Raw genomic sequence first — 14,682 nt, forward strand, 5'->3', positions numbered from 1 at the left:
ACGGGTAGAGTTTCCGACGATCGTCATCATGCTCGCCTCTCCAACATCCCTACGAACTTTTCGAACAGGTAGAAGCTGTCGTGCGGCCCCGGGCTCGCCTCGGGGTGATATTGCACTCCGAACGCCTTCTTGCCCTTGATCGAGATCCCGCAGTTCGAACCATCGAACAGCGAGACATGGGTCTCTTCGACGTTCGCCGGCAACGACCGGTTATCGACCGCAAAACCGTGGTTCATGCTGGTGATCTCGACAACGCCGTCCTCAATCCGCTTCACCGGATGGTTAGCACCGCGATGGCCCTGGTGCATCTTGCTGGTCGAAGCACCCGCCGCAATGCCAAGCATCTGGTGACCGAGGCAAATGCCGAAGATCGGCATATCCTGATCGAGCAGTGCCCGGATCGTCGGCACGGCGTATTCGCCTGTCGCCGCCGGATCGCCGGGGCCATTGGAGAGGAATACCCCGTCGGGCTTGAGTTCGAGAATGCTGGCCAGCGCGGTCTCCGCCGGCACCACAGTGACTCTTGCCCCCGCCTTCACGAGGTTGCGGAAGATGTTGTCCTTGGACCCGTAGTCGATGGCTACGACGTGGGGCTTCCCCTCATCGGCGACGGCCCCGTAACCCTTGCCCAACTCCCACGATCCGCCTTCCCAGCCTTCGCTGATTTCGCGGCTGACGATCTTGGCAAGGTCCATGCCCTCGAGCCCTGGCCATTCCTGCGCACGCTTGATCAGCGCGGGAACGTCAAACTCACCCTTAGGATCGTGCGCGATCACAGCGTTTGGAGCGCCTTGCAGGCGGATGCGGCGAGTGAGCGCCCGGGTATCGACGCCCGACAAGCCGATCTTGCCGTGATCGGACATCCATTCGACGAATTCACGCTCGGCGCGGAAGTTCGAATGGCGGGTGACTTCCTCGCGCACCACGCAGCCGACCGCCCCATCGACCATCGATTCGATGTCCTCAGGGTTGGCGCCGACGTTGCCGATGTGCGGGAAAGTGAAAGTGACGATCTGCGCCGCATAGGAGGGATCGGTCATCACCTCCTGGTATCCGGTCATTGCAGTGTTGAAGCAGACTTCGCCAACCGCGATTCCGGACGCGCCGAAGCCCTTGCCCCAAATCACCGTTCCATCGGCGAGGACAAGGACTCCAGTCGCGCCTTTCGGTTGCGCATGCGAAGGGGCGGACTGGGCCATGGGCTCTCCGAGTTCAGTTCGTTCCGGCAGTAAGTGCTAAGTCGTGGCCGCTAGACCCCACCCCCTTCCGCGTCAACCTGTGCAGAGACGAAATATGTCGCTAATCGAGCCCAACATTGTTTCTTGCACCGGAAAGACCACCACCATGCTCCGCGATGATCTCAAGCAGGCCCAGATTTCGGCGATGAAAGCCGGTGAGAAGGACCGCCTTGCCGCCGTCCGCCTGATCCTGGCCAAGATCAAGGACCGCGACATCGAGCAGCGTACCGCGGCCAAGCCGATGGAGGACGACGCCCTGGTGATCGACACGCTGCAGAAAATGGCCAAGCAGCGCCGCGAATCGATCCAGATGTTCGAGCAAGGCGGCCGCGAGGAACTCGCCGCGGTGGAGCGTGGCGAACTGGCGGTGATCGAGGAATTCCTCCCCAGGCAGATGGACGAGGCGGAGACGAAGGCCGCGATCGAAGCGATCAAGGCCGAGCTTGGCGCGACAGGCATGAAGGACATGGGCGGCGTGATGGCCGAGCTGAAGGCGCGCCATGGCACCGTGCTCGACATGGGCCGGGCTAGCGGCTGGGTGAAAGAGAGCCTCTCCTAATCCCCCGAATCCACAAGCCGCTTCGGGAGCGCCCGCTGGCGTGAATCGCCGGCGGAGCGTAGGCTGCACCTCTCATGGCGCTCTCACCCCAATGGCTCGACGAACTGCGGTCGCGCGTCACGCTGTCCAGCGTGGTCATGCGCACGACCAAGTTGCAGAAGGCCGGGCGCGAGTGGAAGGCCTGTTGTCCCTTCCATAACGAGAAGTCGCCAAGCTTCACCGTCAGCGACGAAAAGGGCTTCTACCACTGCTTCGGCTGCGGGGCGCACGGCGATGTGATCCGCTGGATGACCGACCAGCGCGGTCTTTCCTTCATGGACGCGGTCAAGGAGCTCGCGTCGCAAGCCGGGATGGAAGTCCCGCGCCCCGACCCGCGTGAAGCGCAACGGGCAGAAGAGCGTGCCGGCTTGCACGACGTCATGGCCGCCGCGCAGAATTGGTTTGAGGAGAACTTGCGTTCGACGGAGGGGGCCAAGGCCAGAGAGTACCTGAAGTCGCGCGGCTTCAACGAGCGGACGATCGAGCGCTTCGGGTTCGGTTATGCGCCCGACAGCCGGACGGCGATGAAGCAGGCCTTGTCGCAGTTCGACGATGCCATGCTGGTCGAAGCCGGCTTGCGAATACTGGTGGACGACAAAGATCCCTACGACCGGTTTCGCGCCCGCCTGATGCTGCCGATCCAGGATGCGCGTGGGCGGGTCATCGCTTTCGGCGGACGAATTCTCGACAAGGAGAAGAAGGACGCGCCGAAGTACCTCAACTCGCCGGACACCCCGTTGTTCGACAAGGGGCGCACCCTCTACAACCTGAACCGTGCCGGTCCCGCCTCCCGCCAGTCCAAACGGGTAGTCGTCGTCGAGGGCTACATGGACGTGATCGCCCTTGCCGCCGCCGGGATCGAGGATGCGGTCGCGCCGATGGGCACCGCGCTGACCGAGCAACAGATCGAACTGCTGTGGCGGCTCGAGGAGAAACCCGTCCTTTGCTTCGATGGCGATGCAGCCGGCAAGCGCGCGGCGATGCGGGCTGCCACCCGCGCCCTGCCCATGTTGCGCCCCGGTCATTCGCTGCAGTTCGTCAGCCTGCCGGGAGGGATGGACCCCGACGACCTAATCCGTGCCCGGGGCCGGGACGCCATGGATCGCCTTCTTGCCGAGCCCGCCAGCCTGCTCGATACCCTGTGGACACACGAACGCGAGGCCGCCCCCCTCTCGTCCCCGGAGGACAAGGCGGGCCTTAAGGCGCGACTGGTCGAACACACCGAAGCCATCCAGGACACCGATATCCGCTCGCTCTATCGGCGTGACTTGCTCGACAGGTTCTCCGCGTTCGCTTTTCCCCGGCGCGAGCCGGCCAGACGCGAGAGCGGCAATCGCGCGAGGCCCTTTGGGAAGAACTCTGCCTTCCCTATGCGAGAGGGCGCGTCCGAGGAACTGCGCCGCACCGCCAAGGCCAACCGGCGCGACACTCTCGCCCAGGCCGTGGTCGCCGGGCTCGTCCGGCATCCAGACCAAATCGCCCGACATGCAGAGGCTCTGCTGGGACTTACCGCGCACGAGCCGAAACTTGCCGGCGCGGTCGAGACTCTGCTCGAACTGTCGGACACGCTTGAAGCGGGGCGCAACCGCACTATATCCGCCCCTGGCATCCAAACGCCGCCGCCGGATAATGCACCCTATTCCTTCCTCGTGGAAGGCACCGATCCGCAGGCCGCGCGCGAGGAACTCGCCGAAGCTGTTGCCCTGCTGGTGGAGAAGCCGGCGCTCGAAGCTGCGATCGTCGCAGCGACGGCCCGATTCGAGACCGATCCCGAAGGCGCCTTTGCCGAGCAGCAGCGGCTACGTGAACGAAAGCTGGAAATCGAATCGCGACTCGGGCACATGGCCCGGAAACGCGCCGCCGCAGCGGCGTTACAAGATCAGGCGGCCGGCCCGGATTCTACCGAGTCCGACGAAAAGGAAATGGGTTAAGTTGGATACTATGTCGTCCGAAGACACCTCCGCGAACACCGAAGACGCTCCGCTGATCGACCTCAACGAGGCTTCGATCAAGAAGCTCATCGCGAAGGCGAAGCGTCGTGGCTATATAACCGTCGACGAGCTGAACGAGGCCTTGCCGCAGGACCAGATGTCCAGCGAGCAGATCGAGGACGTTATGTCCGCGATCTCCGAAATGGGCGTGAACATCGTCGAGAATGACGATGACGCGGCCGAGGAAGAAGGCGGTTCGGACGATGCCAATGCCGCCGAGGACGAGGACGACGCCGAAGAGGATGCCTCCGGCCACGTTCCCGAAAAGAAGAAGAAGGAAACGACCGAGCGCACCGACGACCCGGTGCGCATGTATTTGCGCGAAATGGGCGCGGTCGAGCTGCTCAGCCGCGAAGGCGAGATCGCCATTGCCAAGCGGATCGAGGCCGGTCGCGACACGATGATCATGGGCCTGTGCGAGAGCCCGATCACCTTCCACGCCATCATCACCTGGTCCGAAGCGCTGAACAACGGCGAGATGCAGCTGCGCGAGATCCTCGATCTCGATGCCATGTTGTCGAAAGAACCCCCCGTCGAGAAGATGGAGGAAGAGAACGAGGACGATAGCGGCGAGATCAGCGAAGAGACCGCCGGCCCGACCTACAAGGAAGAAGAAGAGGTCGAGGAAGAAGAGGAAGAAGGCGACGAGGACGAGAACGGCGAGCCCCGCCAGCGCCGTCGCGAAGAGGAAGACGAGGAAGACAACACCCTCAGCCTCGCGCAGATGGAAGCGGCCCTCAAGCCCGAAGCGCTCGAGCGGTTCGGCCGGATCACCGACCTGTTCAAGAAGTTCGAGAAGATCCAGGCCGAGCGAGTCGACGTGCTGGGACGCGGGGAGGAATTCCCGAAGGCCAAGGAAAAGAAATACGAGGAGCTTCGCGAGCAGCTTACGGCCGAGGTCGAGAGCGTGCAGTTCCACGCGACCAAGATCGAATTCCTGGTCGATAACCTCTATGCCTTCAATCGCCGACTGACGACGCTTGGCGGGCAGATGCTCCGCCTGGCGGAGCGGCACAAGGTCAAGCGGGCCGACTTCCTGGGCGAATATGTGGGTCACGAGCTCGACGAGGGCTGGCTGCAGGCGATGTCCAAGAAGGACAAGAAGTGGGCCGCCTTCGCCGATGAGGAAGCCGAGCCGGTCGAACGCATTCGCGCTGAGATCGCCGACATCGCCAGCCAGACCGGCATGAGCCTGAACGAGTTCCGCCGGATCGTGAACATGGTCCAGAAGGGCGAGCGCGAGGCTCGCATCGCGAAGAAGGAGATGGTCGAGGCCAACCTCCGTCTCGTGATCTCGATCGCCAAGAAATACACCAACCGTGGCCTGCAGTTCCTCGACCTGATCCAGGAAGGGAACATCGGTCTGATGAAGGCGGTCGACAAGTTCGAGTACCGCCGGGGCTACAAGTTCAGCACTTACGCCACCTGGTGGATTCGGCAGGCGATCACCCGCTCGATCGCCGACCAGGCCCGCACGATTCGTATCCCGGTCCACATGATCGAGACGATCAACAAGCTGGTGCGCACCTCACGTCAGTTCCTCCACGAGCAGGGCCGAGAGCCCACTCCGGAAGAAATGGCCGAGCGTCTTTCGATGCCGCTCGAAAAGGTTCGCAAGGTGATGAAGATCGCCAAGGAGCCCATCTCTCTCGAAACCCCGATCGGCGACGAGGAAGACAGCCACCTGGGCGATTTCATTGAGGACAAGAATGCGGTTATCCCGGTCGATGCCGCGATCCAGGCGAACCTCAAGGAAACGGTCACCCGCGTGCTGGCGTCGCTCACGCCGCGCGAAGAGCGAGTGCTGCGCATGCGCTTCGGTATCGGCATGAATACCGATCATACGCTCGAGGAAGTCGGCCAGCAGTTCTCGGTCACCCGCGAACGTATCCGTCAGATCGAGGCAAAGGCGTTGAGGAAGCTCAAGCACCCGAGCCGGTCGCGCAAGATGCGTTCGTTCCTGGACCAGTAAGATCGAAAGCCCCGCTTCGGCGGGGTTTTCTTTTGCTGCCGAGCCGGGATCAGGACGTGAGGCGCTTGCCCATGCTGACGCGCTCTTCCACTTCGTAGCCATGCCGTCGGTAGAATGCAGTGACGGCCTCGTTGTCTGCCCTCACCTGCAGGTTGATCTTCCCACAGCCCAGGGCTGTAAGCCGCCGCTCAGCCTCCCTGACCAACTGCGAGCCGACGCCCTGGCGCTGGTGAGACGGTTTGACCGCAACCGAGTAGAGCCACCCGCGGTGACCGTCGTAACCGGCCATGACCGTGCCGATCACCGCCCGATCCAGGAGGGCGACCAACAGGAGCTCCGGCTGCAAGGCGAGCTTCTCGGGAAGTGCGCGCTCGGCCCGGTTCCACGGGGGGTCGTTGGGGAACACTTCTTCCCACAAGTCCCGCACACCATCGAAGTGCTCGCTGCGATATTCGGTGATTTGAGCCATTGAAATCCCTCGGCAAAAAAATTTGTCAGGGGTGGGAACCGTCCCGTGGAACGGCCGTTAAATGTCTTACCAGTTGATGTGAAATCAACTGATGATGATGAAGCTCCTTCATTAAGTTGAAGAAGCCATCAGGAGCCCCGACGCCCACAAGGCGCCGGGGCTTTGATTTTCCCGCTTCCACTCAGACTGCCGGTACCCACACCGCTCCCTTGATGAAGCGGATCAGGCCCGAGGGATCGAGCAGGTAAAGGATCAGGAACTCGACATCGACCGAGATTCCGGCCGGCACCGGGGTCATTCCGGAATAGCCCTTCTCGGCCAGCACGTCCGGCGAAAGATCCTTCAGGCCGGTAAAACGAATGATCACGTTCGAAACGAATCCCTCCTTGCCGGGATAGAAGCCCTTGAAGATCACTTCCTCCCGGCAAAACTCGTGGAAGAAGGCGTAGAACTCCCGGAAGGCCTTCTTGCCCTCGACTCGGAACCCGGCGTTCTCAAGGGCGAAGTCATCAGTGAAAAACGTTTCAAGGGAGGAATAATCCCGCGCGTTGAAGGCCTTGATGTAGCGGTGGTAGTCGTCTTCGGTCATCCGCGAGTGACTATAGCAGCGCTGGATGGGGAGAAAGCGGATTTGCGGTGGAACGGCGGGCAGGCACGCACTATGTGCCACGCATGAAAATCGCCCTCGCCTCTGACCACGCCGCTTTCGAACTGAAGGCGGAACTCGCTGCCTGGCTGGCCGAACAGGGCCACGAGGTGGCCGACCTCGGTACCAACAGCGCGGATTCGGTCGACTATCCGGACTACGGATACAAGCTGGCCGAACACGTCGCGGCCGGTAATTCGGAGCGTGGCATTGCCCTCTGCGGCAGCGGCATCGGCATCTCGATTGCGGCCAACCGCCATCCGGCCATCCGCTGCGCGCTGGTTTCGGAGCCGGTATCGGCCGGCTTTTCCCGCACGCATAACGACGCCAACGTGATCGCCCTCGGCGCCCGCCTGATCGGGATCGAGATGGCCAAGGCTTGCGTCACCGCCTTCCTCACCGCCCCCTTCGCCGGCGACCGCCATGTCCGGCGTGTCGAAAAACTCTCGCAATTGCCGCAGGACGCCTGACCTATGAGTTCCGCTACCAACGCCGCCAGTGCCGATCCGCTGTACCGGTTCTGGCATGACAGCCTTGATGATGCCGACCCCGAAGTCGCCGCGATCATCGGCCGCGAACTCGGCCGCCAGCGCGACCGGATCGAACTGATCGCGAGCGAGAACATCGCCAGCCCGGCCGTGCTGGAGGCGACAGGTTCGGTCTTCACCAACAAATACGCAGAGGGTTATCCCGGCCGTCGCTATTACGGCGGTTGTGAGTACGCCGATCAAGTCGAAACCTTGGCGATCGAGCGCGCGAAGGCGCTGTTCGGATGCGATTTCGCCAACGTGCAGCCCAACTCGGGCAGCCAGATGAACCAGGCGGTGTTCCTCGCCCTGCTCACGCCGGGCGACACCTTCATGGGTCTGGACCTCGCCGCGGGCGGCCATCTCACCCACGGTTCGCCCGTCAATATGAGCGGCAAGTGGTTCAACGCAGTGCCCTATGGCGTCCGCCGCGAGGATCAGCGCCTCGACATGGACGAGGTTCGCCGCCTGGCCCACGAGCACAAGCCGAAGCTGATCATTGCCGGTGCGACGGCGTATCCGCGCCACTGGGACTTTGCCGCCTTCCGCGAGATCGCCGACGAAGTGGGTGCTTACCTGCTGGTCGACATGTCGCACTTCTCCGGCCTCGTTGCCGGCGGCGCGCACCCCACGCCCTTCCCTCACGCGCATGTCGTGACCACCACCACGCACAAGAGCCTGCGCGGCCCGCGTTCGGGCGTCATTCTCACGAACGACGAGGCGCTGGCCAAGAAGTTCAACACCGCGGTCTTCCCGGGCATGCAGGGCGGCCCGCTGGTCCACGTGATCGCGGCCAAGGCGGTTGCCTTCGGAGAGGCGTTGCGTCCCGAGTTCAAGATCTACGCCCGCTCGGTGGTCGAGAACGCCAAGGCGCTCGCCGCGAGCCTCGAGGAGCATGGTCTGAATATCGTTTCGGGCGGCACGGACAACCACCTGATGCTGGTGGACCTGAGCCCCAAGGAAGTGACCGGCAAGGCGGCCGAAACCGGCCTCGACCGCGCTTTCCTCACTTGCAACAAGAACGCTATCCCGTTCGATCCGCTGCCGCCGACTAAAACCTCGGGCGTCCGCCTGGGCACGCCGGCCGGCACCACTCGCGGTTTCGGCCCGGCCGAGTTCCGCAAGGTCGGCGGTCTGATCGCCGAAGTCCTTGAAGGTATGCGCCGGAATGGCGATGTAGGCGACGCACAGGTGGAAGAAAGCGTCCGCCGCCGTGTGAATGAACTTTGTGAAGCGTTCCCAGTCTATCCCGGGAGGTAAGCGATGTCCGACCCTAACGAGCCACGCCGCGGTGAAGACCTGATTGCTGACGCAACTGCCGAGATAAAGGCCATGGCCAAGGAAGGGGCGGCACATCCCTCGACCAAGCCGGTCGTCGTTGGCGCGGCGATCGGCGCCGTTGCGGGCGGTCTCCTCCCCGTGGTCACCTGGCCGCTCGGGCTCATCGCTGGTGCCGGATTCATGCTCTACAAGAGGCTTCGACCGTAATTGCGTTGTCCCTTCTGCGCGCATGAAGACAGCCAGGTAAAGGATTCGCGCCCGACCGAAGACAACACGGCCATCCGCCGACGCCGTCAGTGTGACAGCTGCGGTGGCCGATTCACGACTTTCGAGCGTGTGCAGTTGCGCGAAGTCATAGTCATCAAGAGCGAAGGCAAGCGCGAGCCGTTCAACCGCAGCAAGGTGGAGCAGTCGGTAGCCCTCGCCTGCCGCAAGCGCAGCGTCGAACAGGAGCGGATCGACCAGCTCGTATCGGGCATCCAGCGGCAAGTCGAAACGGCGGGTGAGACCGAGATCCCTTCGTCGCTTATCGGCGAAATGGTCATGGAGGGTTTGCGGCAACTCGACTCTGTTGCCTACATCCGTTTCGCCTCAGTCTACCGCGACTTCTCCGAGGCTCGTGATTTCGAGGAATTTGCCAGTAGCGTGCGTGATGTCGGGAACTCCTGAACCGCCGGTCATCGTCCTCGTCAGGCCGCAATTGGGCGAGAACATCGGCAAGGCGGCACGAGCGATGCTCAACTTCGGGTTGACCGAAATGCGTCTCGTCACGCCGCGGGATGGTTGGCCGAATCCTGCCGCGGGCCCGGCAGCGTCCGGCGCGGACGTGGTGCTGGCGGGCGCCCGGGTTTTCGAGAGCGTGGCAGAGGCGGTGTCTGATTGTGCCCACGTCTACGCGACGACCGTGCGCAAGCGGGGTGTCACCAAACCCGTGTTAACGCCCCATGAGGCCGCTGGCGAAATCCACGTCAATGAAGGGCGTAGTGCGATTCTTTTCGGTCCCGAGCGATCGGGATTGGAAACCGACGATGTCGCGGTCGCACGGGCGATCATAACCGTGCCGATCAACCCCGAATTTGGCTCTTTGAACCTGGCCCAGGCCGTAATTCTCTGCGCGTACGAGTGGTCGAGGGGCCGCGAACTCGTTCAGCCTACGATGGAAGAGCTGCTTCCACCCGCTCCACAAGACGAGCTCGAGGGGCTCATCGGCCATTTTGAGGCCTTGCTGGAACCTCGCGGCTATTTCTTTCCCAAAAGCCGTGCCGCGGCCACTCGCCGCACCTTGCGCAACGTGCTCACCAAACCCGGCTGGAACCACCTCGAAGTGCGAACCTTGCGCGGGGTACTTTCGGCGATCGAAAAGTCGACCCCGAGAGATTGAATTCCGGCCCGGCCGGATGACGCGCGTTGCCAGTGGTCGCAAAATCGCTATCCCTGTCCTCGAAGGGAAAACAACGCTTTTTCGGGATAGGATTTTGAATGAAGGGCTTTTGGATATCCGCGGCGGCGCTTGCGGCGCTGACGACCGTTTCCGTGTCTGCGCAAGAGCAGCAGGCCGAACAGGCCAAGGAAGAAAAGAAGATCTGCCGGAGCGAAAAGATGACCGGCTCGCTCACGCGAACGACACGAATTTGCCTGACCGCTGCGCAATGGCGTGAGCTGACCAACAGGACCAAGAAAGGCCTGGACGAAATGCAGGGTAGCGCCAGCGGCGGCCAGCGTATCTACGACAACCCCGGGGCCTGAAGTGGATACTAGCGCCCGGATCGTTCGCAACGATTGACTTTTGGTGATCGAGCGGCCAAGGGCGCCGCTCGCGATTGGCCCCGCATCCCGGTGAAGCGGCGGCCGCGGCAGGCAACTGGTCTGCCGGTGCGATACCGGGTTGAAGCGCTGCCGCTGTGGCGGCGATTGCAAATTGGAGTACGACTGAATGTCGAAGCGCAAAAGCGCCAAGCATAAACTTGACCGTCGCATGGGCGAGAACATCTGGGGCCGTCCTTCGTCCCCGGTGAACCGCCGCTCGTATGGCCCGGGTCAGCACGGCCAGCGCCGCAAGGGCAAGATGAGCGATTTCGGCCTGCAGCTGCGGGCCAAGCAGAAGCTCAAGGGCTACTACGGCGACGTCACCGAAAAGCAGTTCAAGGCGACCTACAAAAAGGCCGCTGCGATGAAGGGCGACACCGGCCAGAACCTGATTGGCCTGCTCGAGCAGCGTCTGGACATGGTTGTGTACCGCGCCAAGTTCGCGCCGACCATTTTCGCCGCCCGCCAGATCGTGAGCCACGGCCACATCCGCGTGAACGGCGTGAAGTGCAACATCGCCAGCCGCAAGGTCTTGCCGGGCGACGTCGTCAGCCTGGGCTCCAAGGCCAAGGAAATGGCGCTGATCATCGAAGCGCAGAGCCTGCCGGAACGTGATATTCCCGACTACGTCGCGACTGACGGCACCGACAAGGTGACCTTCACCCGCGTGCCGAAGCTCGACGAAGTGCCCTATCCGGTCACGATGGAACCGAACCTGGTCGTCGAGTTCTACTCGCGCTAATCGGTTTTCACATACGAAACACCTGAAGGGCGGCCCTCCGGGGCCGCCCTTTTTGTATCTGGTTGATCTTAATCAGGTTTGGAACCGGACTCCGGGCCGTCCGTTGTGAAGGCACAATGACCAAGTTCCGTTTTGTAACCCCCCACCGCATCGGCAAATGGTACAACGACCTCCGTCTCGCACAGCGTTTCGCGAGTGCGATCGGCGCCGGATTTCTCGACCCACGAAGCGGCCGATTTGTCGCCTATCCTGGCACGCGCCTGGAAACGGCGTCCGCCTCTCAGCTTGAGAGGTAGTGGCGCCGGAAATCGGCCGCGAAGTCGGCGAACCGCCCTTCCCTGATCGCTTCCCGCATCCCTGACATCAACTGCTGATAGAAGCTGAGATTGTGCTCGGTCACGAGCATGGCGCCCAGGATCTCACCGGACTTCTGTAAATGGTGTAGGTAGGCTCGCGAGTATGTCGCGCAGGTCGGACAGGTGCAGCGTTCGTCGAGCGGTCCTGTGTCTTCCGCGTGCTTCGCGTTGCGTAGGTTGAGCGGCCCGGACCAGGTAAAGGCTTGGCCGTTACGGCCCGAACGCGTGGGCAGGACACAGTCGAACATGTCCACCCCGCGCTCCACGGCGCCGACCAGGTCATCCGGCTTGCCGACCCCCATGAGATATCGAGGCGCGTTCTCGGGCAGTTGCCCCGGAGCGAAGTCGAGCGTCGCGAACATGGCTTCCTGCCCCTCGCCCACCGCAAGCCCGCCGATGGCGTAGCCGTCAAAGCCGATGGCCTGGAGCGCCTCAGCACTTCGTTGCCGCAGTTCCTCGTCAAGCGCACCTTGCTGGATGCCGAAAAGCGCGGCGCCCGCAGCATGCTCCCCACCAGCGTCAAAAGCATCGCGGCTGCGCTGCGCCCAACGCATCGAGAGTTCCATCGAAGCGGCGATCTCATCGCGCGGACGCTCCGTCTTCGGACATTCGTCGAAGCACATGACGATATCGGATCCAAGCAAGCGCTGAATCTCCATCGACCGTTCGGGGCTCAGCATATGCTTTGAACCGTCGAGATGACTGCGAAACTCGACGCCTTCTTCGGTCAGCTTGCGCAAGTCCGACAGGCTCATGACCTGGTAACCACCGCTATCCGTCAGAATGGGCCGATGCCAATTCATGAACTTGTGCAACCCGCCGAGTTTGGCCACGCGCTCGGCCCCGGGCCGAAGCATGAGATGGTAGGTGTTGCCGAGGATCACGTCGGCCCCGGTCGCGCGGACGGCTTCGGGCTTCATCGCCTTGACCGTCGCCGCCGTGCCGACCGGCATGAACGCCGGTGTCCGGATCTCACCACGGCGCATTATGATACGCCCAGTACGAGCCTTTCCGTCGCGCGCCTCGACGGTGAATGCGAAACGCGAAGGTTCAGAAGCCATAGACGAGCGTGAAGCGAGAGAGGGTATCGGTCGAAACCGAATTGAGTGGAGGATTGCTGTTATAGTCGAGCGAATAGGACAGGCGGGTGCTTAACCGATTGCTGATCTTGGCATCGAGCCCCGTCACGAAGTTGAGGCTGGTGTTCGATGAATCCAAGAACACCGTAGCCTCGCCACCGCTCTCGGCGACGGCATTTGCATCGTGAGTCAGGCTGAGGCGGTCGTTGATCTTCCAGTTGAAATCTATACCGGCGAGCGCTGCGAGGCTGTCTTCGGCACCGCCGATGACATAGTCGGTGCGTCGATAGGCGGGGCCCGCCTTTACAGACAAGTTAACCGCTCCATTGGCCACCACACGATAGCCCAAGCCTCCCGAGAGCGCATAACGTCCGTAGTATCCCTGGAACTCGTCCCGCTCATACTGGGCCAGTCCATAAGCGAAGAGGCCATCGTTGATCTGGTACCGGGGTTCATAAGAGGCAAAATACTGCTCACGCGTCGTCGATCCATTCGACTGCTGATAGTCGGCGGTGCCACGCAGCCTGTGCGTCCAGTCCACGCCCTTGCGATCGAGAGTGACGGCAAGCGACAAGCCGAGGTTGTCCGTGTTGCCGGTCGAACGGAAGGCTCCGACCTCGCCCCGGCCTTTCCACATGTCCAACGGACCCGCCTTGCGGATCGCCGCCTGTTGCGCTTCCGCCTTGGTTGCACGGGCGGCCGCGAGCTGTTCCTTGTAGGCAGCCTCGATCACGTCGATCTCAGCCACGTCGTCTGGATTAGTCTGCTTTGCCAGGGCTATGACCGCGGACGCGGTCTGTTCATTGCCCGATGCTATCGCCGCATCGATCATGGCCCGAACGGACGGCGGCAATTCGGCCAGAGCCGGGGATGCAGCACAGACAAGAACTAGGGCAAGGGGAAGTGACGCACGCCTGCTCATGCCCTGCCTGCTAACGCCTCAATCGCGCAGCCGCTAGCCCACAAGGACAAAAGCGCGCGCCAGTTCGACGAAGCGCGGTCAGAAATCGTAGAGCAAGGTAAAGCGCGACAGCGTGTCGACGTCCTTCACGTTGTTGGGCAACGCGGTGTCGTACTCGAAGCTGTATGATAGGCGCGCCTTCAGCCCTTTGCCCACTCCACTCTCCAACCCGGTGTGCGAATAGAACGTCTGGTTTCCGGCCTGAATGTAGGCGCCCGTCGTTTCCGTGAACTTGAGATTGGTCGCGATCCGCCATTCGAAATCGGCCGCCACGTGAATCGCAAAGTGCGAGTTGCCACCTTCGGGAATGTAGTGGATCTCTCGCCAGGCCGGCCCCGCTTTCACTTCGACGCGCAAGTCGGGCCGTTCGAACGGCCGGTACCCCAACCCGCCCGACACCGAATATCTTGCTGAGAAACTCTGGATCGGATCTCGTTCGTATTGGGCGAGCGCGTAGATGAAAAGGTCGTCACCTATTTCGTAGCTGGGCTGATAGGCCAAGAAGTAGTTTTCGGTGGTCGTATCGCCATCGGTGCTCTCGAACTCGGCCCGCGCCGTCAGCTTATGGCGCCAGATGACACCCGTGCGGCGAAGGAGCAGCGAAGCGGTGAGACCGATCTCGTCGCTATTGCCGGTCGAGTGCTTCGCCCCGATCTCACCGCGGCCATCCCAGTGAGTAAAAAACCCGGACTCGGAAGTTTCCTGTCTCGCCTGGACCTTCTTCGCCTCCGCCGCGGAGGCGACCCTGGCCTTGCCCTGCTGCTCCATCAGGTCGAGCTCATCCTTGAGATCCGGATAAGCAGCGCGGACCATGTCGTAGACCGTCTTGGTCTTGGCCGGGTCACCGGTCGCTTCCGCAGCAGCGATCACCTTGACGACGGCTTCAGGGATTTCTGCACGCGCGGTTCCGCCGGCTGCCAGCAGGACCGCAGCGAGTGTGGCGTGAAAAAGGGTCCCCCTGCAGCCCATGCCCTCTCTGCTAAGCGGGACGACCGCCTGGGGACATCAGGCGGAAC

General features: G+C 62.4%; 16 protein-coding genes. 10 read left to right on the forward strand and 6 right to left on the reverse strand.

Annotated features, from left to right (window positions below):
* Window positions 1–26: 26 nt before the first annotated feature.
* Window positions 27–1,199 (reverse strand): glutamine-hydrolyzing carbamoyl-phosphate synthase small subunit, encoded by a 1,173-nt coding sequence (carA, locus tag KK137_RS05600; protein WP_214535183.1) that lies wholly within the window; start codon window positions 1,197–1,199, stop codon window positions 27–29.
* 145 nt (window positions 1,200–1,344) lie between these two features.
* Here carA and KK137_RS05605 point away from each other — a divergent pair, with 145 nt between their 5' ends.
* From KK137_RS05605 to rpoD, 3 genes are all read left to right on the forward strand, one after another.
* Entirely contained in the window at window positions 1,345–1,797 is a 453-nt protein-coding gene (locus tag KK137_RS05605; RefSeq protein WP_214535184.1) for a GatB/YqeY domain-containing protein, read from the forward strand.
* Window positions 1,798–1,871: 74 nt separating this feature from the next.
* Complete coding sequence (gene dnaG, locus KK137_RS05610) at window positions 1,872–3,767, forward strand: DNA primase (protein ID WP_214535185.1); 1,896 nt, start codon at window positions 1,872–1,874, stop codon at window positions 3,765–3,767.
* A gap of 10 nt (window positions 3,768–3,777) precedes the next feature.
* Entirely contained in the window at window positions 3,778–5,799 is a 2,022-nt protein-coding gene (gene rpoD / locus KK137_RS05615; RefSeq protein ID WP_214536006.1) for an RNA polymerase sigma factor RpoD, read from the forward strand.
* Between the two features lie 49 nt (window positions 5,800–5,848).
* On the opposite strand, the gene KK137_RS05620 is transcribed toward rpoD, so the two are convergent.
* On the reverse strand, window positions 5,849–6,268 hold the full coding sequence (locus tag KK137_RS05620) for a GNAT family acetyltransferase (protein WP_214535186.1): 420 nt from the start codon (window positions 6,266–6,268) through the stop codon (window positions 5,849–5,851).
* Between the two features lie 181 nt (window positions 6,269–6,449).
* Complete coding sequence (locus KK137_RS05625; RefSeq protein ID WP_214535187.1) at window positions 6,450–6,857, reverse strand: nuclear transport factor 2 family protein; 408 nt, start codon at window positions 6,855–6,857, stop codon at window positions 6,450–6,452.
* Between the two features lie 83 nt (window positions 6,858–6,940).
* Between KK137_RS05625 and rpiB the strand changes: the two genes are divergently transcribed.
* The 7 genes from rpiB to rpsD all read left to right on the forward strand — a co-directional run bounded on the left by rpiB (window position 6,941) and on the right by rpsD (window position 11,270).
* Window positions 6,941–7,384, forward strand: coding sequence for a ribose 5-phosphate isomerase B (gene rpiB, locus KK137_RS05630; protein ID WP_214535188.1), 444 nt, complete (start codon window positions 6,941–6,943; stop codon window positions 7,382–7,384).
* Between the two features lie 3 nt (window positions 7,385–7,387).
* Window positions 7,388–8,701 (forward strand): serine hydroxymethyltransferase, encoded by a 1,314-nt coding sequence (glyA, locus tag KK137_RS05635; RefSeq protein WP_214535189.1) that lies wholly within the window; start codon window positions 7,388–7,390, stop codon window positions 8,699–8,701.
* 3 nt (window positions 8,702–8,704) lie between these two features.
* On the forward strand, window positions 8,705–8,929 hold the full coding sequence (locus KK137_RS05640) for a hypothetical protein (protein WP_214535190.1): 225 nt from the start codon (window positions 8,705–8,707) through the stop codon (window positions 8,927–8,929).
* The gene (gene nrdR / locus KK137_RS05645; protein ID WP_214535191.1) at window positions 8,930–9,391 is read left to right on the forward strand and encodes a transcriptional regulator NrdR; all 462 of its coding nucleotides are present in this window, start codon (window positions 8,930–8,932) and stop codon (window positions 9,389–9,391) included.
* Complete coding sequence (locus tag KK137_RS05650) at window positions 9,375–10,103, forward strand: RNA methyltransferase (RefSeq protein WP_214535192.1); 729 nt, start codon at window positions 9,375–9,377, stop codon at window positions 10,101–10,103. Before nrdR ends, KK137_RS05650 begins: the two co-directional genes overlap by 17 nt.
* A 98-nt stretch (window positions 10,104–10,201) precedes the next feature.
* Window positions 10,202–10,468, forward strand: a complete 267-nt coding sequence (locus tag KK137_RS05655; protein WP_214535193.1) for a hypothetical protein — start codon at window positions 10,202–10,204, stop codon at window positions 10,466–10,468.
* 187 nt (window positions 10,469–10,655) lie between these two features.
* Window positions 10,656–11,270 (forward strand): 30S ribosomal protein S4, encoded by a 615-nt coding sequence (gene rpsD, locus KK137_RS05660; protein WP_214535194.1) that lies wholly within the window; start codon window positions 10,656–10,658, stop codon window positions 11,268–11,270.
* Between the two features lie 280 nt (window positions 11,271–11,550).
* On the opposite strand, the gene tgt is transcribed toward rpsD, so the two are convergent.
* The 3 genes from tgt to KK137_RS05675 all read right to left on the reverse strand — a co-directional run bounded on the left by tgt (window position 11,551) and on the right by KK137_RS05675 (window position 14,635).
* Complete coding sequence (tgt, locus tag KK137_RS05665) at window positions 11,551–12,687, reverse strand: tRNA guanosine(34) transglycosylase Tgt (RefSeq protein WP_214535195.1); 1,137 nt, start codon at window positions 12,685–12,687, stop codon at window positions 11,551–11,553.
* On the reverse strand, window positions 12,677–13,627 hold the full coding sequence (locus KK137_RS05670) for a DUF481 domain-containing protein (protein ID WP_214535196.1): 951 nt from the start codon (window positions 13,625–13,627) through the stop codon (window positions 12,677–12,679). Before KK137_RS05670 ends, tgt begins: the two co-directional genes overlap by 11 nt.
* 78 nt (window positions 13,628–13,705) lie before the next feature.
* A complete protein-coding gene (locus KK137_RS05675; RefSeq protein ID WP_214535197.1) occupies window positions 13,706–14,635 on the reverse strand; it encodes a DUF481 domain-containing protein in 930 nt (309 codons plus the stop codon).
* Window positions 14,636–14,682 lie beyond the last annotated feature (47 nt).

Origin of the sequence: Croceibacterium selenioxidans (genome assembly GCF_018599195.1) — a bacterium.
GTDB lineage: Bacteria > Pseudomonadota > Alphaproteobacteria > Sphingomonadales > Sphingomonadaceae > Croceibacterium_A > Croceibacterium_A selenioxidans.